The 19,934-nt window shown below is 62.0% G+C and carries 16 protein-coding genes; 9 read left to right on the top strand and 7 right to left on the bottom strand.

Annotated features, from left to right (window positions below; all coding sequences use genetic code 11):
- Window positions 1-107: 107 nt before the first annotated feature.
- The 3 genes from NQE15_RS00080 (at window position 108) to NQE15_RS00070 (ending at window position 4,815) form a co-directional block, all read left to right on the top strand.
- Window positions 108-1,142 (top strand): LysM peptidoglycan-binding domain-containing protein, encoded by a 1,035-nt coding sequence (locus tag NQE15_RS00080; RefSeq protein WP_265945430.1) that lies wholly within the window; start codon window positions 108-110, stop codon window positions 1,140-1,142.
- On the top strand, window positions 1,139-2,215 hold the full coding sequence (dprA, locus tag NQE15_RS00075; protein WP_265945428.1) for a DNA-processing protein DprA: 1,077 nt from the start codon (window positions 1,139-1,141) through the stop codon (window positions 2,213-2,215). Before NQE15_RS00080 ends, dprA begins: the two co-directional genes overlap by 4 nt.
- Before the next feature lie 80 nt (window positions 2,216-2,295).
- Entirely contained in the window at window positions 2,296-4,815 is a 2,520-nt protein-coding gene (locus NQE15_RS00070; protein ID WP_265945426.1) for a DNA topoisomerase III, read from the top strand.
- 33 nt (window positions 4,816-4,848) lie between these two features.
- Here NQE15_RS00070 and NQE15_RS00065 read toward each other — a convergent pair whose 3' ends face one another.
- A complete protein-coding gene (locus tag NQE15_RS00065; protein WP_265945424.1) occupies window positions 4,849-5,763 on the bottom strand; it encodes a LysR substrate-binding domain-containing protein in 915 nt (304 codons plus the stop codon).
- Entirely contained in the window at window positions 5,760-6,467 is a 708-nt protein-coding gene (locus tag NQE15_RS00060) for a pseudouridine synthase (protein ID WP_265945422.1), read from the bottom strand. The genes NQE15_RS00065 and NQE15_RS00060 overlap by 4 nt, the downstream gene beginning before the upstream one ends.
- Before the next feature lie 23 nt (window positions 6,468-6,490).
- On the opposite strand from NQE15_RS00060, the gene NQE15_RS00055 reads away from it, so the two are divergent.
- Window positions 6,491-6,961, top strand: a complete 471-nt coding sequence (locus NQE15_RS00055; protein ID WP_265945420.1) for an SRPBCC family protein — start codon at window positions 6,491-6,493, stop codon at window positions 6,959-6,961.
- A 44-nt stretch (window positions 6,962-7,005) separates the two neighbouring features.
- On the opposite strand, the gene NQE15_RS00050 is transcribed toward NQE15_RS00055, so the two are convergent.
- Window positions 7,006-8,628, bottom strand: a complete 1,623-nt coding sequence (locus tag NQE15_RS00050) for an ABC-F family ATPase (RefSeq protein ID WP_265945418.1) — start codon at window positions 8,626-8,628, stop codon at window positions 7,006-7,008.
- 149 nt (window positions 8,629-8,777) lie between these two features.
- Between NQE15_RS00050 and gshA the strand changes: the two genes are divergently transcribed.
- The 5 genes from gshA to NQE15_RS00025 all read left to right on the top strand — a co-directional run bounded on the left by gshA (window position 8,778) and on the right by NQE15_RS00025 (window position 14,168).
- Complete coding sequence (gene gshA / locus NQE15_RS00045; protein ID WP_265945416.1) at window positions 8,778-10,067, top strand: glutamate--cysteine ligase; 1,290 nt, start codon at window positions 8,778-8,780, stop codon at window positions 10,065-10,067.
- A gap of 4 nt (window positions 10,068-10,071) precedes the next feature.
- Window positions 10,072-11,091 (top strand): glutathione synthase, encoded by a 1,020-nt coding sequence (gshB, locus tag NQE15_RS00040; RefSeq protein ID WP_265945414.1) that lies wholly within the window; start codon window positions 10,072-10,074, stop codon window positions 11,089-11,091.
- Window positions 11,076-12,104 carry an FAD:protein FMN transferase gene (locus NQE15_RS00035; protein ID WP_265945412.1) on the top strand — a complete coding sequence of 343 codons (1,029 nt, stop codon included), beginning with the start codon at window positions 11,076-11,078 and terminating at the stop codon, window positions 12,102-12,104. Before gshB ends, NQE15_RS00035 begins: the two co-directional genes overlap by 16 nt.
- A gap of 125 nt (window positions 12,105-12,229) precedes the next feature.
- A complete protein-coding gene (locus NQE15_RS00030) occupies window positions 12,230-13,324 on the top strand; it encodes a response regulator (RefSeq protein ID WP_265945410.1) in 1,095 nt (364 codons plus the stop codon).
- A gap of 16 nt (window positions 13,325-13,340) precedes the next feature.
- Window positions 13,341-14,168 carry an SIR2 family NAD-dependent protein deacylase gene (locus NQE15_RS00025; protein WP_265945408.1) on the top strand — a complete coding sequence of 276 codons (828 nt, stop codon included), beginning with the start codon at window positions 13,341-13,343 and terminating at the stop codon, window positions 14,166-14,168.
- Between the two features lie 5 nt (window positions 14,169-14,173).
- On the opposite strand, the gene dtd is transcribed toward NQE15_RS00025, so the two are convergent.
- The 4 genes from dtd to dnaA form a co-directional block, all read right to left on the bottom strand.
- Window positions 14,174-14,626 carry a D-aminoacyl-tRNA deacylase gene (gene dtd, locus NQE15_RS00020; protein WP_265945406.1) on the bottom strand — a complete coding sequence of 151 codons (453 nt, stop codon included), beginning with the start codon at window positions 14,624-14,626 and terminating at the stop codon, window positions 14,174-14,176.
- 74 nt (window positions 14,627-14,700) lie between these two features.
- A complete protein-coding gene (gene gyrB, locus NQE15_RS00015; RefSeq protein ID WP_265945404.1) occupies window positions 14,701-17,190 on the bottom strand; it encodes a DNA topoisomerase (ATP-hydrolyzing) subunit B in 2,490 nt (829 codons plus the stop codon).
- 50 nt (window positions 17,191-17,240) lie between these two features.
- Window positions 17,241-18,347, bottom strand: coding sequence for a DNA polymerase III subunit beta (gene dnaN / locus NQE15_RS00010; RefSeq protein ID WP_265945402.1), 1,107 nt, complete (start codon window positions 18,345-18,347; stop codon window positions 17,241-17,243).
- A 210-nt stretch (window positions 18,348-18,557) separates the two neighbouring features.
- Complete coding sequence (gene dnaA / locus NQE15_RS00005; protein ID WP_265945400.1) at window positions 18,558-19,934, bottom strand: chromosomal replication initiator protein DnaA; 1,377 nt, start codon at window positions 19,932-19,934, stop codon at window positions 18,558-18,560.

Genomic DNA, 19,934 nt, shown 5'->3' with positions numbered 1-19,934 from the left:
TACGTGCAGAATCTAAAGCAATTCTCGAGATATGGAAGCGGATTTGTTGGCTGTCGCTGAGACAATCACAAACGCACCGCGTTCCACCGGCACGTGAGGTTACGACTATGGTTCGCATTATATCCGCGCTCATCCTGGCCGTGACGGCCACCTGCGCATTCGCCGCCGAGCCCCTCAAGCTTGTGGACAATCCGCCTGACCGGCACATCGTCGTGCGCGGTGACACACTGTGGGGCATATCCGGAAAATTCCTCAAGCAGCCGTGGCGCTGGCCGGAAATCTGGCGCATGAACCGCGACCAGATCAAGAACCCGCATCTCATCTATCCCGGCGATGTCGTCCTCCTCGACACCTCCGACGGCAGTCCGCGCCTGCGCCTCGGCAAGGGAGTCGGCAGAGGTGGCAGTGGCAAGCTGCAACCGCAGGTATACAGCGAAGCGGTCCAGCAGGTCATCCCGAGCATTCCGCCGAACGTCATCGATCCCTTCATATCGAAGCCGCTGGTCATCGAACCCGGCGCCCATGACGGCCAGCCGCGCATCGTCGCCACCCAGGAAGACCGTATGGTGGTCGGCAATGGTGACGAAGCCTTCGTCACCGGCATTCCCGATGCCAGCATCGAAAAATGGAACGTCTTCCGTCCCGGCAAGCCGCTGAAGGATCCCGAGACGGGTGCCGTTATCGCCCATGAAGCGTTTTTCCTCGGCTCGGCCCGGCTGGTCAAACCCGGCGAACCGGCCAGCATCAGGATCGTCCAGGCCAAGCAGGAAATCGGGCGCGGAGATCGCCTGCTGCCCGCCCCGGCACCTGAAATCATTTCCTACGTCCCGCATCGCCCGGAACAGGAAGTCAGCGCCAGGGTCGTCTCGATCTATGGCGGCGTAAACGAAGGCGGTGCCAACTCGGTCGTTGCCCTCAATCGTGGCAAGAACAATGGCCTGGAAATCGGCCATGTGTTGGCCCTGTTCCGCAATCGGGCCTCGGTCAATGTGGATTTCGATGGCCGCCGCACCTCGACGCCGATCCCGGAAGAGCGTTACGCCTTGGCCTTCGTATTCCGGGTTTTTGACGGCATTGCCTACGCGCTGGTCGTCGAATCCTCCAAGTCGGTCATTGTCGGCGATTCGGCACGAAATCCGTGAACGACACCGACGGGTTGGCCGCCTGGTTGCGGCTGACCCTGATCCCCGGTATCGGCGGCGAGACGCAACGAAAGCTTCTCGCCGCTTTCGGTTTACCCGAAGCCATTTTCGCGGCCGGACGGCTAGCGGTACGCGGTGTCATCGGCGATCGGGCCGATCCCCTCTTCGATTTCGACCCCTCTGAAACAATCGACCGTAGCCTGGCCTGGGCCAGCCAGCCCGGGCAATCCGTCATCACCCTGGCCGACGCGGCTTATCCCGCAGCTCTTCTCGAAATCCCCGATCCGCCTTGCGTGCTTTATGTGCGCGGCAATCCGGCGCTGTTGCAAAAGCGCGGACTGGCCGTGGTCGGCAGTCGCAACGCGACGCCGCAAGGCGTGCAAACCGCCGAAAGCTTTGCCCGTGCCATTGCCGCCAAGGGGTTCGGCATCATCAGCGGCCTTGCCCTCGGCATCGACGCCGCAGCCCACCGCGGTGCGCTAGCCGCCAGCGGCGAAACGATCGCAATCATCGGTACCGGCGCCGACCGGCTTTACCCGGCCCGCAACCGGGAGCTCGCCCTGGCGATTGCCGAACATGGTGCCATCGTTTCCGAATTTCCGCTCGGCACGCCAGCCATTGCCTCCAACTTTCCGCGCCGCAACCGCATCATTTCGGGCCTGTCGCGGGGCGTACTGGTCGTCGAAGCGGCCCCCGAAAGCGGCTCGCTGATCACCGCCCGGCTTGCCGCCGAACAGGGCCGCGAAGTTTTCGCGATTCCCGGCTCGATTCATTCGGTGGTCGCCCGCGGTTGTCACAAGCTGATCAAGCAAGGGGCAAAACTGGTCGAGACCGCTCAGGACATTCTGGAAGAACTCGGCAATTATGACGAAACGGTGGCCGCCACCGCGCCGCCGCCAACCAGCCAGGAAAGCGCCCTGCTCGGCGCGCTCGGCCACGGCCCATGTGGCCTCGACGACCTCGCCGAGCGGACCGGATTTGCCGCCGATCACCTGCTCGGCGAACTGCTGACGCTCGAACTCGCCGGCCAAATAGCCACGCTGCCGGGCAACCGCTACCAGCGCCTCGCCTGAATCACTCCCATATATAGAGATGGCTTGCCAAGCCGCTCGCCGGGCACTTATCATGCCCCGGCACCTAACAGGCAGAACCCATGACAAAAAAGCTGATAATCGCTGAAAAACCTTCCGTCGCCGCCGACATCGCCAAGGCGCTGGGAGGCTTTACCAAGCACGACGACTACTTCGAAAGCGAAACGCACGTTCTCTCGTCAGCCGTCGGCCATCTGCTGGAGTTGTCCTGTCCGGAAGAATTCGAAGTCAAGCGCGGCAAATGGTCTTTCGCTCACCTCCCGGTGATCCCGCCGCACTTCGCGCTGTCGCCAATCGAAAAGACCGAATCCCGTCTCAAGGTGCTCGCCAAGCTGATCAAGCGCAAGGATGTCAGCGGCCTGATCAATGCCTGTGACGCGGGGCGCGAGGGTGAACTGATCTTCAATTACATTGCCCAGCACACCAAGTCCGGCAAGCCGGTACAGCGCCTGTGGCTGCAGTCGATGACCCAGGGTGCGATCCGCGACGGCTTCACCCGCCTGCGCAATGGCCAGGAAATGCAGGGTCTGGGCGATGCCGCCGTCTGCCGCTCCGAATCCGACTGGCTGGTCGGCATCAACGGCACGCGGGCGATGACCGCCTTCAACTCGAAAACAGGTGGTTTCCACCTGACCACCGTCGGCCGCGTCCAGACGCCAACGTTGGCCATCGTCGTCGAACGTGAAAAGAAAATCCGCGAATTCAAGCCGCGCTCCTACTGGGAGGTCGAAGCCGATTTCGCCGCCAAGGCCGGCAATTACACCGGCAAGTGGTTCGATGAAGGCTACAAGGGCAAGGAAGACGACGAGCATGCCCGCGCCGACCGCCTCTGGGAACAAGCCAAGGCTGACGCCATCCGCGCTGCCACGCACGGCAAGCCGGGCATCGTCAGCGAAGAGGCCAAGCCCGAAACCCGCCTCTCGCCGCTGCTCTTCGACCTGACCAGCCTGCAACGCGAAGCCAACAGCCGTTTCGGCTTTTCAGCCAAGACCACGCTGTCGCTGGCCCAGTCGCTGTACGAAAAACACAAGGTCCTGACCTACCCGCGAACCGACTCGCGCTGCCTGCCGGAAGACTATCTGCCGACGGTCAAGGAAACCCTGACCATCCTGACCGGCGAAGGCGCCGGCAAGGGCCACGACGAAGTCCTGCTCGCCCGCTACTCACCCTTCGCCCATCAGATCCTGGCGCGCAACTGGGTGCTGCCAAACAAGCGCATCTTCAACAATGCAAAGATCAGCGATCACTTCGCGATCATCCCGACGCCGCAGGCCCCGAAGAACCTCAACGAGCTAGAACAGAAGCTCTACGACTTCGTCGTCCGCCGTTTCCTCTCCGTCTTCTTCCCGGCCGCCGAATATCTGGTGACCACCCGCATCACCCGCGTCGAAGGCCATCCCTTCAAAACCGAGGGCAAGGTGCTGGTCAATCCGGGCTGGCTGGCCGTGCATGGCAAGGAAGGCCAGGAAGGCACCGAAGGCAACCTGGTCGCCGTCGCTAAAGACGAGAAGGTCAAGGCCGAGGACGTCATCGTCAAGGCCAACGAAACCAAGCCGCCGCCGCGCTACTCGGAAGCCACCCTGCTCTCCGCCATGGAAGGCGCCGGCAAGATGGTCGACGACGAGGAACTGAAGGCGGCGATGGCCGGCCGCGGCCTCGGCACCCCGGCGACCCGGGCTCAGATCATCGAAAACCTGATCGGCGAGCAGTACATGCTGCGCGAAGGCCGCGACCTGGTGCCCACCGCCAAGGCCTTCTCACTGATGACGCTGCTCAACGGCCTCGGCATCACCGAACTGACCCAGCCGGAACTGACCGGCGACTGGGAATGGAAACTCGGGCGCATCGAAAAAGGTGAATTCACTCGCGACGAATTCATGCGTGAAATCGCCGAGATGACGCGCCACATCGTCGAGCGCGCCAAGACCTTCGACAGCGACACGATCCCCGGCGATTTTGGCGTTTTGACGGCGCCCTGCCCGCGCTGCGGCGGCCAGATTCGCGAAACCTACAAGAAATTCCAGTGCGGTGGCTGCGACTACTCGCTGTGGAAGATCGTCGCCGGCCGCCAGTTCGAACCGGCCGAAATCGACACCCTGATCAACGAAAAGCAGATCGGGCCGCTGACTGGCTTCCGCAACAAGATGGGCCGCACCTTCGCTGCCGCCATCAAGCTCAACGACAAGATGGAACCGGAGTTCGATTTCGGCCAGGACAAGGCGGATTCCGAGTCAGCCGAACCGGTGGACTTTTCCGCCCAGCAAAGCCTCGGCAACTGCCCGAAATGCAAGGCCAACGTCTACGAGCATGGCAACGCCTACGTCTGCGAAAAATCAGTCGGCCCGGAAAAGACCTGCGACTTCCGCTCAGGCAAGGTCATCCTGCAGCAGCCGATCGATGGCGAGCAAATGAAAAAGCTGCTCACCGGCGGCAAGACCGACCTGCTCAAGGAGTTCGTCTCCAACCGCACGCGGCGGAAATTCTCGGCCTATCTGGTCGCCCAGGACGGCAAGGTCGGCTTCGAGTTCGAAAAGAAAGTCGCCAAGCCCAAGGCGGCGCCGAAGAAGAAAGCCGAAGCCTGATTCACCGATCGCGCCGGGGTTTCACGTGAAACCTCAGCGCGTCGCCGTGGCTCCCGGCAACTGGCAGGACAGCACCGCCGCCCGCACGGCATCGATCGCCTGCGGCCGCGGAAAGGTCACCCGCCAGACCAGGCCGACCGTCCGCTTCGGCTGAACGCCGGCAAACGGCAGCACCCTGACCAGCGCTTCCTTGCCGATCAGCGGGTCGGCCGCCGTACTCGGCATCACCGCCACGCCGGCGCCGCTCGCCACCATGTAGCGGATGGTTTCCAGCGAACTGCCTTCCAGCGAATGGGCCAGCGCGTCGGGCGCGCCGAGTTGAGGACAGGACTCCAGCACCTGATCGCGAAAACAGTTGCCCTGACCGAGCAGCAACAGGTCCTGGCCGTCCAGTTCATCGGCCTCGATATCCGTCCGATTGACCCAGGGATGGGCGGCCGGTACGACCACCCGGAACGGCTCTTCGTACACCGCCTGCGCGACCAGACCGGGCTCGGCGAAAGGCAGCGCGATAACGATGACGTCCAGTTCGCCGGCCTTGAGCGCCGGGATCAGGTTGGCGGTGAAGTCTTCCTTGAGGAACAGCGGCATCGCCGGCGCATGCTGGTGCAGGGCCGGAATCAACTGCGGCAGCAGGTAAGGCGCGATGGTGTAGATGACCCCGACGCGCAGCGGGCCGCTCATCGGGTCGCCAACGGTGCCGGCGATTTCTTCCAGGCGGACCGCCTCGTCGAGCACCCGTTTGGCCTGCACGACGATGCGTTCGCCGAGCGCCGTGATCCGCACGTCGGAAGCGGTGCGCTCGAAGAGCGCCGCGCCGAGCTGGCCTTCGACCTTCTTCAGGGCCACCGACAGCGTCGGCTGGCTGACATGGCAGGCTTCCGCCGCCTTGCCGAAATGGCGCTCGCGGGCCAGGGCCACGATGTAGCGCATTTCGGTCAGGGTCATGCCGAATAGCCCAGTTTTTGCAGGTCATCGGCCGTCAGCCAGCGCCACTCGCCCGGCTTCAGATCGGCCGACAGGCTCAGATCGCCAACCGCTTCGCGGTGCAGCGCTTCGACCCGATTGCCGGCGGCGGCCACCATGCGTTTGACCTGATGATATTTGCCGCTGGTCAGCGTCAGCCGCAGCAGATTGTCGCCGGCCTTTTCGGCGGCCGCGGCGGCGATCGGCTCGGGTTCGTCGGTGAGCAGCACGCCGGCCAGCAGTTGATCGATCAGCGCCTGGTCGACCGGGTGCTTGGTGGTCGCAAGATAGACCTTCGGAACCTTGCGCTTGGCCGACGACAGCACATGATTCAGTTGCCCATCGTCGGTGATCAGCAGCAGGCCGGTGGTGTCTTCGTCGAGGCGGCCGATCGGCTGCACGTCGCGTTCGCGCAGTTGCACCGGGAGCAGCGTCAAAACGCTGGGATGATGCACCGGCTTGCGCGAACACTCGTAACCGGCCGGCTTGTAGAGCAGCAGGCTGGCAAATTCGGCATAGGGCCAGTCGACGCCGTCGACCGTGAAAATCAGCCCGGTAGTATCGATTTCAGCAAAGGGATCGTCGCAGATCTGACCATTGACCGCGACGCGTTCGTTCCGGATGAGTGACCGGCAACCCTTGCGGGTACCGAATCCGTGCTTTTGGAGGAGGCGTTCGAGTTGCATGGTGGGAATGCTAACATTCGGCCATGAATTTCGAACATCTCATCCAGATCAACGACCCGGAAAACCCGCTGGTCGACTCCCTGACCCGCGACCAGCTCTGGCAAGGCTTGCTGCACCGCGTCGAAAATCCCATTCCCTTTTTGCCAGGGCTGGAATCCTGCACCATCCTCGAACGCCAGGCTAATGAGCTGCTGCGCGAACTGGATTTCGGCCCGGCTGCGATCCAGGACCGGGTGACGCTGACCGAAGCCCACTGGGTGCGCTTCGACATCGTGCCGTCCGAGACCCATGCCGGCGGCAGCCTGACGATCAGCATCGAGGAGCCGGAACCGACCTTCCTGTTCCTGCGCTTCGCCTACCAGACCACGCTGGCCACCAACCCGAACTCGGAAGAGCGGGCCTATATCGAGTACGTCAAGTCGGCCTATCACCAGTCCGACGTCGATTGCGTGCGGATCATCCGCACGCTCGCCGCCGGCGGGGAAGTTCAGTAACCCATCCCCACCAACCCTCCCCTTGAAAGGGAGGGTGTGACGAGTTAGTCGACGCCCTGGCTGGCCAGGTAGTCCTCGTAGCCGCCGAGGTAATCGATGATCCGGCCATCGTTTTTGACTTCCAAAACGCGGGTCGACAGCGAGGAAACGAATTCCCGGTCATGTGAGACGAAGACCAGCGTGCCGGGGAATTTCTCCAGGCCGCTGTTCAGCGCCTCGATCGATTCCATGTCCAGGTGGTTGGTCGGTTCGTCCATGATCAGCACGTTGTGCTTGGAGAGCATCAGCTTGCCGAACAGCATGCGGCCCTGTTCGCCGCCGGAAATGACGTTGACCGGCTTCTTGACCTCGTCGCCGGAGAACAGCAGGCGGCCGAGCGTGCCGCGAATCAGGGTTTCCAGGTCGCCGCCTTCGTCGATCGTGGCCCGGGCGTAGCCGGCGATCCACTCGGTCAGGCTCTGCTCGCCGGCGAACTGTGCGCTGTGGTCCTGCGCGTAGTAGCCGGGATTGGCCTTTTCGGCCCACTTCAGCGTCCCGAATTGCGGTTGCAGTTCGCCCATCAGCAGCTTCAGGAAGGTCGTCTTGCCGACGCCGTTCTCGCCGATCACGGCGATCTTCTCGCCAGCGTTGATGGTCAGCGTCAGGTTGTTGAAGATCTTGCGCTCGCCGCCTTCGTAGGTGAAGGAGAGATTCTCGATCTCCACCGCCTGGCGGTGCAGCTTGGCCTTCTCGTCGTAATCGAAGCGAATCCACGGGTACTGGCGGGAGGACGGCTTGACGTCTTCCGGCTTCAGCTTTTCAATCAATTTGACGCGGCTGGTCGCCTGCTTGGCCTTGGAGGCATTGGCCGAGAAACGACGGACGAAGGTCTGCAGTTCGGCGATCCGTTCCTTGGCCTTGGCATTGGCGTTCGACTGGCGCTCGCGAGCCTGCTGGGCGGCCTCCATGAAGTCGTCGTAGTTGCCGGCGTAGGTCGTGATCTTGCCGTAGTCCAAGTCGGCCATGTGGGTACAGACCTGGTTCAGGAAGTGGCGATCGTGCGAGATGATGATCATCGTCGACTCGCGATTGTTCAGCATGTCCTCGAGCCAGCGAATGGTGTTGATGTCGAGGTTGTTGGTCGGCTCGTCGAGCAGCAGGATGTCCGGGTTGGCGAACAGCGCCTGGCAGAGCAGCACGCGCAGCTTCCAGCCGGGAGCGACCTGGCTCATCGGGCCGTTGTGCTGTTCGGTCGGGATGCCGACGCCGAGCAGCAGTTCGCCAGCGCGGGATTCGGCAGTGTAGCCGTCGTACTCGGCGAACTGGTGTTCGAGGTCGGCGGCCTTCATGTAGTCGTCTTCGGTCGCTTCCGGATTGGCGTAGATGGCGTCGCGTTCGCTCATGCAGGCCCACATTTCCTCGTGGCCCATGAGCACGACGTCGAGGACGCGCATGTCTTCGTAGGCGAACTGGTCCTGTTTCAGGTAGGCCATGCGCTCGTGCTTGTCTTTCGAGACGTTGCCGGCCGACGGGTCGAGCGCGCCGCAGAGGATCTTCATGAAGGTGGATTTGCCCGCCCCGTTGGCACCGATCAGGCCATAGCGATAGCCTTCGCCGAACTTGACGTTGACGTTCTCGAACAGGGGTTTGGCCCCAAACTGCATGGTGATATTGGCGGCGACAAGCACGGCGATTCCGATCTGCTGAAAGCGGTAAAACGAAGGGCAGAATTTTACCTTCTTTCAAAGGGTTGACCGCGCTGCCGCGAGCCAAATTTGTGCACTGCGGTGTAAGATTTGCAGCCACAATAAAAGCCCACTGGATTGAGAGGCAGCACATGGTTCCCCACCTCACCACGGCCCTGACCGGCCCCCTGCTCGAACTTGAGCGGAGTTTCCTCGCCAACAGCACGCAGATCGAACAATGGCTGCGCGGCCAGTGGCTGGAACACACGCCGCCCTTCTACTCGTCGTGCGACCTGCGCAATTCCGGCTTCAAGCTGGCGCCGGTCGATACCAACCTCTTTCCCGGCGGCTTCAACAACCTGAATCCGGCCTTCCTGCCGCTCTGCGTGCAGGCGGCGATGGTCGCCATCGAAAAGATCTGCCCGGAAGCGCGCAACCTGCTGCTAATTCCGGAAAACCACACGCGCAACCAGTTCTACCTGCAGAACGTCGCGCAGATCGCCGCCATCCTCAAGCAGACCGGGCTCAACGTCCGCCTCGGCACGATGCTGCCGGAAATCGACAAGCCGACCACGATCGAACTGCCCAACGGCCAAAGCCTGCTGCTCGAACCGCTGGTCCGCACCGACTACCGCCTCGGCCTGGAGGGCTTCGACCCCTGCGCCATCCTGCTCAACAACGACCTCTCGGCCGGCATCCCGGCCATCCTGCAGAACCTCCACGAGCAGTTCGTGCTGCCGCCGCTCCACGCCGGGTGGGCGGTGCGCCGCAAGTCCAACCATTTCGCCGCCTACGACCAGGTGGCCAACGAATTCGCCAAGGAAATCGGCATCGATCCGTGGCGCATCAACCCCGCCTTCTCGGTCTGCCGCAGCGTCAATTTCCACGAGCGCCAGGGCGAGGAATGCCTGGCCGCCAACGTCGCCGCGGTGCTCGACATCGTGCGCGAGAAGTACAAGGAATACGGCATCGACGAGACCCCCTACGTCGTCGTCAAGGCCGACGCCGGCACCTACGGCATGGGTGTGATGACGGTGCGCGACGCCGACGAGGTGATCGCCCTGAACCGCAAGCAGCGCAACAAAATGAGCGTCGGCAAGGAAGGCCTGGAGGTTTCGGAAGTCCTCATTCAGGAAGGCGTTCATTCCTTCGAGACACTGAACGAGGCGGTCGCCGAGCCAGTGATCTACATGATCGACCGCTACGTCGTCGGCGGCTTCTACCGCGTCCATACCGGGCGCGGCAAGGACGAAAACCTCAACGCGCCGGGCATGCACTTCGAACCACTGGCCTTCGACACCGGCTGCAATCTGCCCGACTACGGCTGCAACAACCCAGATTCGCCGCCCAACCGCTTCTACGCCTATGGCGTGGTCGGCCGCCTGGCCTGTCTGGCGGCGGCGGTCGAACTCGAGCGCTCGGCGCCCGAAACGACTGAATAAGCCGGTGGCCCAGCAACTCCAGTTCGAAAAGCACCTGCTCGGCGGCAGCAGCCAGTCGCTGCGCCTGGCTTTTGTCCTCGACCCCCTGCCCCACCTCAAGGCCTACAAGGATTCGACGGTGGCGATGATGCGGGCCGCCGAAAAGCACGGCCACGACGTCTTCGCCATCGACTGCGCGACGCTGGCCTGGCGTCGTCCCGAAAACGGCCATCCCGGCGGCGTCTACGGCGAGGTCGTGCATCTCCACCTGCGCCCCGACGACCACGACTGGTATCGTGAAACCGGCCGCGAATGGACGCCGCTCAAGGCGTTTGACGCAGTCATCATGCGCAAGGATCCGCCCTTCGACTTTGAATACGTCACTGCCACCTGGCTGCTCGAACGGGCCGAGGCCAGCGGCGTCAAGGTTTTCAATCGGCCGCGCGCCCTGCGCGACCACTCGGAAAAGCTGGCGATCGCCGAATTCGACCAATTCACGCCGCCCACCCTGGTCGCCCGCGACATGCACCAGTTGCAGCATTTCGTTGAGGAGCAGCGCGACGTCATTTTGAAGCCGCTCGACGGCATGGGTGGCAGCCAGATCTTCCGCATCCACCGCAATGACCCCAACCGCAACGTGATCATCGAAACGCTGACCCATGAGGGCAACCGGACGGTCATGGCGCAGCGCTACCTGCCCGAGATCAGCCAGGGCGACAAGCGCATCCTGCTCATCGGCGGCAAAGTCGTCCCTTACAGCCTGGCGCGCATCCCCAAGGCCGGCGAGACGCGCGGCAACCTGGCGGTGGGCGGTACCGGCATCGCCCAGGAACTCTCACCGCGTGACCGCGAAATCGCCGACACACTCGCTCCGATCCTGCTCAAGCGCGGCCTGATGCTGGTCGGCATTGATGTCATCGGCAGCTGCCTGACCGAGATCAACGTCACCAGCCCGACCTGCATGGTCGAAATCCGCCAGCAGACCGGCTTCGACGCCGCCGGCGCCTTCATCACCGCAATCGAGCACGCATGCGGTATTGCCTGATCCTGCTCGCCACGCTGTGGCTGGCGGCCTGTGGTCGCACGCCACTGCAGGAGCAGCAAGCCTATGTCTTCGGGACCCGGGTCGAAGTCATCGTCGTTAGCGCCGCGCCGGACCAGGGCCGCCAGGCGATCGCCGCCGTGCTGCGCGAATTCGACCGCCTGCACCGGGCCTACCACGCATGGCAATCCTCCGAACTGACCGATCTCAACCGGGCCATCGGCGAAGGGCGGGCGCTCGAGGTTGCACCCGAACTTGCCGAACTGGTCGGCGAAGCGCAGCAACTCAGCCGCCAGGGCGATTACCTGTTCGACCCCGGCATCGGCCAGCTGATCAAGTTGTGGGGCTTCCAGGCCGACGAGTTCAAGGCCGAGTTGCCGCCGGAAGCCGAGATCAAGGCTTGGCTCGCCAGGAAACCGTCGATCGCCGACATCGCGGTCAGCGGCACCACCGTCAGCAGCCGCAATCGCCAGGTCGCCCTCGACTTCGGCGGCTACCTGAAAGGCGTCGCCCTCGACCGTGCCGCAGCCATCTTGCGCGGTCAGGGGATCCAGAACGCGCTGATCAACATCGGCGGCAACGTCATGGCGCTAGGCAGCAAGGAAGGCCGCAAGTGGCGGGTCGGCATCCAGCATCCACGCCAGCCCGGCCCGATGGCCACAGTCGAACTTGACGACGGCGAAGCGATCGGAACCTCTGGCGACTATCAGCGCTTCTTCGAGATCGAGGGCAAACGTTATCCCCACCTGCTCGATCCCCGCACTGGCTACCCGGCCGCCCATACCCAGGCCGTCACCATCTTGATCCCGGCTGGGCCAAAAGCCGGCACCCGCTCCGATGCCCTGTCCAAGCCGATCTTCGTCGCCGGCCCTGGCCATTGGCGGGAGATGGCGCAAAAACTGGAGACCGCTCAGGTCCTGCGCGTCGACCAGGACGGCCGGATAGAAGTCACCGCGGCATTGCATCAGCGTCTCCAGTTCATCGGCCAGTCCCCCGCCCTGAGCGTCGTCCCTTGATCCAACGGTAGCTTGACACTACCCGCGGCGAGTCGTATACGTCGCACTGATTCACGCCATACGCATTCCTGTGGCACGGCCAGACCACCGAAGCGAACCGATTACCTGACAGGATCCGAGACCCGATGTCCAAGCTGCTCTCCAAACAAAGCATTCTGGTGGTCGACGACCTGCCGGAAAACATCGACCTGCTGAGCAAGACTCTGTCCGATGACTACCGCATCCGGGCCGCCACCACGGGCGAAAAGGCGCTGAAGATCGTCTATTCCGACGAACCACCCGACCTCGTGCTGCTCGACATCATGATGCCCGGCCTCAGCGGCCTGGAAATCTGCCGGCGGATCAAGGCCAATCCCGACCGCCGGCGGATTCCGATCATCTTCGTCACCGCCATGACCAGCATCGAGGACGAGCAGCGCGGACTGGAAATCGGTGCCGTCGATTACATCACCAAGCCGATCAGCCCGCCCATCGTCAAGGCGCGGGTGCGCACCCATCTCGCCCTCTACGATCAGTCGCGCGAACTGGAACGCATGGTCCATCAGCGCACCCATGAGTTGGTCACGACCCGCCAGCAGATCATTCGCCGCCTCGGCCGCGCTGCCGAGTTCAAGGACAACGAAACCGGCAACCACGTCCTGCGCATGAGTCACTACACCCGCCTGATCGCCCAGAGCCACGGTCTCGGCGAGGAAGCCTCGAACGTTCTGTTCAGCACGGCCCCGATGCACGATATCGGCAAGATCGGCATCCCCGACAGCATCCTGCTCAAGCCCGGCAAGCTCAATGCCGACGAATGGAAAGTCATGCACCAGCACCCGATCATGGGTGCGGAAATCATCGGCGCCCACGAAAACGAGCTGCTCGAAACCGCCCGCGTCATCGCCCTCTCCCACCACGAAAAATGGGACGGCAGCGGCTATCCGAGCGGCCTGAAAGGCGAGGACATTCCACTGGCCGGGCGCATTGTCGCCATCGCCGACGTCTTCGATGCCCTGCTCTCGGTGCGTCCGTACAAGCCGGCCTACTCGGCCGAACAGTCGCTGGCGCTGATGGAAACCCAGATTGGCCGCCATTTCGATCCGGAATTGATGGTTGCCTTCAAACAGGCGCTACCGGAAATCTTCCGCATCAAGGACATCTACGCCGACGAATACGGCGCCCTAACCGATCTCGAGTTCAAGATTCAGGAACTCAACGACGAGCAGAACGACGACTGACCTGCAGCCGCCGCTAATGCCCTTGCCGGAAAGCCTGACCCGGGCCGCCACCTGGCTGGCGCAAGCCGATGCACTGCTGGTCAGCGCCGGCGCCGGCATGGGCATCGACTCCGGCCTTCCCGATTTTCGCGGTCCCGGTGGCTTCTGGGCGGTTTATCCAGCCTTGGGCAAGGCGCGCATCGCCTTCGAAACGATCGCCAACCCGGCCGCCTTCGCCCACGATCCGCGGCTGGCCTGGGGCTTCTACGGACACCGCCTCGAACGCTATCGGCAGACTACCCCGCATGCCGGCTTCAGCCTGCTGCTCGACCTGGGCAGTCGAATGAAACACGGGGTCTGGGCGGTCACCAGTAATGTCGACGGCCAGTTCCAGAAAGCCGGCTTTCCCGCCGATCGCGTCTGCGAAGTCCACGGCTCCATTCACCACCTGCAATGCTCGGCCGCCTGCGGCGACAACATCTGGGCCGCCGAGTCCTTTCAGCCCGCCGTCGATAGCGAAAACTGCCGGCTGCTCGGCGAACTGCCGCATTGCCCGCGCTGCGGCGGGCTCGCCCGGCCGAATATCCTGATGTTCGGTGATGCGGGCTGGATCGAGCGCCGAACCGCCGGGCAAGAGCAGCGCCTACAGCACTGGCTGGCCGGCGTCGACCGTCTGGTCTGTGTCGAAATCGGGGCCGGCACGCAGATCCCAACCATCCGCCATTTCTCCGAAAGCTGCGGCGGCAAGCTGATCCGGATCAACCCCGGCGCGCCGGAAGTTCCCGATCCGGCGCAAAGCATCGGCTTGGCGCTGGGCGGAGCCGAGGGAATTTCCCGCCTCCTTGCCGCCGTCGCCGAACGCTGACACCCCTACTCCGGCGCCCGCGAATCGATGCTGATGGTTACCGGACCATCGTTGATCAGGCTTACCTGCATGTCGGCCCCGAAGACCCCGGTCGGCACCGGTCGCCCCAACTCGGCCGAGAGACGCTCGACGAAACGCGCAAATAATGGCTGCGAGACATCGCCGCGTGCCGCCCGGCTCCACGAGGGACGATTGCCCTTCTTCACCGAGGCGTAGAGCGTGAACTGCGAAACCGCCAGAATCTCCCCGCCGCTCTCCTGAACGCTGCGGTTCATCACCCCCGCCTCATCGGCAAACAGGCGCAGACGGACGAGCTTGCCGGCCATCCAGTCGAGATCGGCTTCGCTGTCGGCCTCCTCGAAACCGGCCAACACTAGCAGACCGCGGCCGATTTCGCCGCAAACCCGGCCATCTACCGCAACCGAAGCCTCTTGAACACGCTGAATAACGACTCGCATGAGCTTCTTACTCCGAAATGACAAAAGGCTCCTTGCGGAGCCTTTTGAAGCTTAATCCGACAAAAATTACCGGATTAAATGTCGATCCGCGCGTTCAGCGCATTGGTTTCGATGAACGCTCTTCGCGGCTCGACCAGTTCACCCATCAGCGTGGTGAAAATCTCGTCGGCGGCAATCGCGTCGTCGATCTGCACGCGCAGCAGGCGGCGAACCTTCGGGTCCATCGTGGTTTCCCACAACTGCTCGGGGTTCATTTCGCCCAGACCTTTGTAGCGCTGCTTGCTGATGCCACGTTCGACATCGGCCAGCAGCCACTTCATGGCATCGCCGAAGTTGGTGACGACCTGCTTCTTCTCGCCGCGTGCCATGTAGGCACCCGGTCCGAAAAGGTCGGCCAGTGTTTCGGCAGTGCGGCGCAGTTGCATGAAATCGCCTGACAGCAGTAGATCGTCATCGATCAGGCCGACCTTGAGGTTGCCGTGGTGCATCTTTTCGACGCGCAGGGTCCAGCGTTCCTGGATGTCGTCGAATTTGGGCAGCGTGCGGATACCGAGCGGCAAATGCTTGGCCAGCAGGTCGGCACTGGCCTGCGCGCTCTCGGCCGAGGCCAGGTCGAGCTTGAGGTTGTGCTGGACCAGCGCCTTGAGCACGATGGGATCGACCAGGTGCGAGACGCGCTCGATGACGGCTTCGGTAAGCAGCCAGGAACGGGCCAGTTCTTCCAGTGCCGGGCCGGCAACCGGCTCGGCGCCTGCCCGCGGCGTCAGGCTGGCTTCGTCCATCGCCATACGCAGCAGGAACTGGTGGTATTCCTGATCGTCCTTCAGGTAGCGCTCGGTCTTGCCGTGCTTGACCTTGTAGAGCGGTGGCTGGGCGATATAGACGTAGCCGCGCTCGATCAGTTCCGGCATCTGGCGGTAAAGCAGCGTCAGCAGCAGGGTACGAATGTGGGCGCCATCGACGTCCGCGTCGGTCATGATGATGATGCGGTGATAGCGCAGCTTCTCGATCTTGAATTCGTCCTTGCCGATGCCGGTGCCGAGCGCGGTGATCAGGGTGACGATCTGCTCGGAGGAAATCAGCTTGTCGAAACGCGCTTTCTCGACGTTGAGCACCTTGCCGCGCAACGGCAAGATGGCCTGGAATTTACGGTCGCGGCCCTGCTTGGCGGAGCCTCCGGCGGAGTCGCCCTCGACCACGTAGACTTCGCAGAGGGCCGGATCCTTTTCCTGACAGTCGGCCAACTTACCGGGTAGGCCGACACCGTCGAGCACGCCCTTGCGCCGCGTCATTTCGCGGGCGCGGCGGGCTGCTTCACGGGCGCGCGAGGCTTCGACGATCTTGCCGGTAATCATCTTGGCATCGACCGGGCGTTCGAGCAGGAAGTCGGCCAGTTTCTGGGCCACGACTTCTTCGACGGCCGGACGGGCTTCCGACGAGACCAGCTTCATCTTGGTCTGCGAGGCGAACTTCGGGTCGGGCATCTTGACCGACAGCACGCAGGCCAGGCCTTCGCGCATGTCGTCACCGGCGATTTCGACCTTGGCTTTCTTGGCGATCTCGTTTTCATCGATGTATTTGTTGATGACCCGGGTCATCGCGGCGCGCAGGCCAGTCAGATGGGTACCGCCGTCGGATTGCGGGATGTTGTTGGTGTAGCAGAGCACCTGCTCCTGATAGGAGTCGTTCCACTGCATCGCGACTTCGACACCGATGGTGACACCGGTATCACCGACCTTGGCTTCGCCCGACGAATAGAAAATGGTCGGGTGGAGGATGGTTTTGCTGCGGTTGATGTATTCGACGAAGCTCTTGACCCCGCCGGCGAAGGCGAAATCTTCTTCCTTGCCAGTACGCTGGTCGATCAGCCGAATCTTTACCCCGTTGTTCAGGAACGACAGTTCGCGCAGGCGCTTGGCGAGAATTTCGTAGTGGAACTCGATGTGTTCGAAGATTTCCTCGTCGGCCAGGAAGTGGACTTCCGTGCCGCGCTTCTCGGTTTCGCCGATCACCTTTAGCGGCGACACTTCAACACCATCGCGCAGCTCGACGATGCGATCGACGGCGTGGCCACGGCAAAACTCCATCGAGTGCTTCTTGCCGTCGCGGCGGATGGTCAGACGCAGCCACTTGGATAGCGCATTGACGCATGAGACGCCAACGCCGTGCAGGCCACCGGACACCTTGTAGGAGTTCTGGTTGAACTTGCCGCCGGCGTGCAGTTCGGTGAGCGCGATTTCAGCGGCCGAACGCTTGGGCTCGTGCTTGTCGTCCATCTTGACGCCGACCGGGATGCCCCGGCCGTTGTCGGTGACGCTGATCGAATTGTCGGTGTGGATGGTAACGACGATGTCGTCACAGTGCCCGGCCAAGGCTTCGTCAATGGAGTTGTCGACGACCTCGAACACCAGGTGGTGCAAGCCGGTACCGTCGGACGTATCGCCGATGTACATGCCCGGGCGCTTGCGGACCGCCTCCAGGCCTTCGAGGATCTGGATGCTGGATTCGCCATAGGCTGGCGAATTGTCCTGCGGGCTGCCCATCGGCGTGTTTTCTTCGCTCATTGCTTGTGTTCCACGTGAAACTTGGGTTTGATGAATTCGCTATCCGGCGTTCAGATCCGCATCGGCATGATGACGTACTTGAAGCGGTCGTTGCCCGGCACGGAAATCAGTGCGCTCGAATTGGCATCGTTGAAGCTCCACTGGATTTCTTCGACATGCACGTTATTCAATACATCGAGCAGGTAGCTGACATTGAAGCCGACATCGATGGCGTCGCCCGTGTATTGAACTTCAATTTCTTCCTGCGCCTCTTCCTGCTCGGCGTTGGCAGCAATCAGTTTCAAGCTATTTTCGCCGAGCACGACGCGGATGCCGCGGAACTTTTCGTTGGTCAGAATGGCGGCACGGTTCAAGGCCTGAATCAGGGTCAGCCGGCTGACCGACATGTGATTCTTCAGGGTTGCCGGCACGACGCGCTCGTAATCCGGGAACTTGCCGTCGATCAGCTTGGAGACCAGCACGACGGAACCAAAGGCGAAGCGCACCTGATTCGAGGCCAGCGTGATGTTCAGCGGCTCGTCGTTGTCGAGCAGCAGGCGGTTCAGTTCGAGCACGGTCTTGCGCGGCAGGATCAATTCCTGGCGCGGCAGATCGGTATCGATTTCAACGCTGGCGAAAGCCAAACGGTGGCCGTCGGTCGCCACGGCACGCAGTTCCTTGCCTTCGACCAATAGCAGCAGGCCGTTCAGGTAATAGCGGACGTCCTGGGCAGCCATGCTGTATTGGGTCTTGCTCAGCAGCTGGCGGAAGGCCTTTTGCGAAATCGAGAACTGCTTGGTTTCGCCTTCGGTCAGGGTCATCCGCGGAAAATCGTCGGCCGGCAGCGTTTGCAGGCTGAAACGGCTTTTGCCGGCGCGCACTTGCAGACGCTTGTCTTCGAGCAGCAGGCTGACTTCGGCAGTATCCGGCAGCGAACGCAGGATTTCCTGCAGCTTGCGGGCACCGACCGTTACTGCGCCATCGCCGTCACCGCCGGCACCTTCGGTCGCCGTGGTGATCTGGATTTCGATGTCGGTCGCGAGCAGGGTCAGGCGGTCGCCCTTCTTTTCCAGCAAGACGTTGGAAAGGATGGGTAGGGTATGACGACGTTCAACGATTCCCGAAACCGACTGCAAAGGGGTCAGAAGCGTGTCTCTTTGGCTTTTGATAAGAACCATAAATAAAATTCCTTTAAAGACTATATCGGGAACAATTCTGTTGATAACTGGCTAATTTCTTTTATTTTCATGGTGTTGGACTAGCAATTTTGCTCTTGGAAAGCCTCTGAATTGCTTGTGGATGAAATCTGGACAATTTTCCCACAAAGTGGAAACCCCCTGATGATCCACAAAGCATGGACAGGGTATCCACAGCGTTATCGACAGGCCTCATCCTTTCAACACCTGCAGCAGAACATGCAGGTCGTGATTGAGTTCGTTCTCTTTCAGGCGCAGGGAATCGATCGTCTTCACGGCATGGATGACCGTGGTGTGATCGCGGCCGCCGAAGGCATCTCCGATTTCCGGAAAACTGTGCGACGTGACTTCTCGGCATAGCCACATGGCCAATTGACGCGGCCGGGCGATGGCACGGGTGCGCTTTTTCGAGAACAGGTCGGCGACCTTGATCTTGTAATAGTCGGCGACGGTCTTCTGGATATTGTCCATGCCGACGTTGCGCACCGAACCGATCAGGTCCTTGAGCGCTTCCTTGGCCAGATCGAGGGCGATCACCCGACCGTGGAACGAGGAATAGGCCAGCACCTTCTTCAGGGCGCCTTCCAGCTCGCGGACATTGGAGCGCAGATGCTTGGCGATGAAGAAGGCGACTTCGTCGTCGAGCTGCATGCCCTCGGCTTCGGCCTTCTTCTTCAGGATGGCGACGCGCATTTCCAGTTCGGGCGGTTCGATCTGGACGGTCAGACCCCAGTCGAAACGGGTCACCAGACGATCATCGAGGCCGTTGATATCCTTGGGATAGGTATCGCAGGTGATGATGATCTGTTTGCGGGCCTCGATCAGCGCATTGAACAGGAAGAAAAATTCTTCCTGCGAGCGGTTCTTGCCGTTGAAGAACTGGACGTCGTCGAGCAACAGCACATCGAGCGAGCGATAGAGGCGCTTGAAGCTGTCGAAGGATTTTTGCTGATAGGCGCGCACCACGTCCGAGTAATAGTCTTCGGCATGAACGTAGCGGACGACCTTTTCCGGGTTCTCGGCGAGGATGGTGTTGCCGATGGCGTGAATCAGGTGGGTCTTGCCGAGACCGGCGCCACCGTAAATGAACAACGGGTTGTAGGCGCCGCCCGGGTTGTTGGCCACTTGAATCGCCGCCGCCCGCGCCAGATCGTTGGCCTTGCCGACCACCAGGTTGTCGAAGGTAAAGGAATGGAAGAGGCGCGATTTCTCGTAATTTCCACCCTTGGCCCGGGATCTGTCTGGTGCCGGCACTTCCTTGGGCGGCGTGGCCTTGGCCGTACTGTCCGCCCCCGCTTCGCTGCGGCTGGGCGATGACCGGCCGCTACCGATGACCAGCGCGATCGTCACCGGGGCCTCGAAAAAGGCCCGGCTGTAGTCCTCGATGCGTGAGAGATAACGGTCGCGAACCCATTTCAGGATGAAGCCGTTGGGTGCAATCAGACGCAACCCTTCTTCAAGGGCGGCATTTTCACCTTCAAGCCGCAAGGGTTTGATCCAGGTATTGAACTGCTGCGCGGGCAATTCCTCCTCAAAACGCAGCAAACAGGATTCCCAGAAACCGGCCAT

It is taken from the genome of Dechloromonas sp. A34 (genome assembly GCF_026261605.1).
Lineage (GTDB): Bacteria > Pseudomonadota > Gammaproteobacteria > Burkholderiales > Rhodocyclaceae > Azonexus.
The sequence above is the reverse complement of the archived record's forward strand: the minus strand, read 5'-3'. Positions and strand labels throughout refer to the sequence as shown.

Coding starts and splice junctions, on each gene's coding strand:
- NQE15_RS00035 (WP_265945412.1), top strand. CDS start 11,076: ATGCGGTATTGCCTGATCCTGCTCGCCACGCTGTGGCTGGCGGCCTGT.
- NQE15_RS00080 (WP_265945430.1), top strand. CDS start 108: ATGGTTCGCATTATATCCGCGCTCATCCTGGCCGTGACGGCCACCTGC.
- dtd (WP_265945406.1), bottom strand. CDS start 14,626: ATGCGAGTCGTTATTCAGCGTGTTCAAGAGGCTTCGGTTGCGGTAGAT.
- dnaN (WP_265945402.1), bottom strand. CDS start 18,347: ATGGTTCTTATCAAAAGCCAAAGAGACACGCTTCTGACCCCTTTGCAG.
- gyrB (WP_265945404.1), bottom strand. CDS start 17,190: ATGAGCGAAGAAAACACGCCGATGGGCAGCCCGCAGGACAATTCGCCA.
- NQE15_RS00065 (WP_265945424.1), bottom strand. CDS start 5,763: ATGACCCTGACCGAAATGCGCTACATCGTGGCCCTGGCCCGCGAGCGC.
- NQE15_RS00030 (WP_265945410.1), top strand. CDS start 12,230: ATGTCCAAGCTGCTCTCCAAACAAAGCATTCTGGTGGTCGACGACCTG.
- NQE15_RS00025 (WP_265945408.1), top strand. CDS start 13,341: ATGCCCTTGCCGGAAAGCCTGACCCGGGCCGCCACCTGGCTGGCGCAA.
- dnaA (WP_265945400.1), bottom strand. CDS start 19,934: ATGGCCGGTTTCTGGGAATCCTGTTTGCTGCGTTTTGAGGAGGAATTG.
- gshA (WP_265945416.1), top strand. CDS start 8,778: ATGGTTCCCCACCTCACCACGGCCCTGACCGGCCCCCTGCTCGAACTT.
- NQE15_RS00060 (WP_265945422.1), bottom strand. CDS start 6,467: ATGCAACTCGAACGCCTCCTCCAAAAGCACGGATTCGGTACCCGCAAG.
- NQE15_RS00070 (WP_265945426.1), top strand. CDS start 2,296: ATGACAAAAAAGCTGATAATCGCTGAAAAACCTTCCGTCGCCGCCGAC.
- NQE15_RS00055 (WP_265945420.1), top strand. CDS start 6,491: ATGAATTTCGAACATCTCATCCAGATCAACGACCCGGAAAACCCGCTG.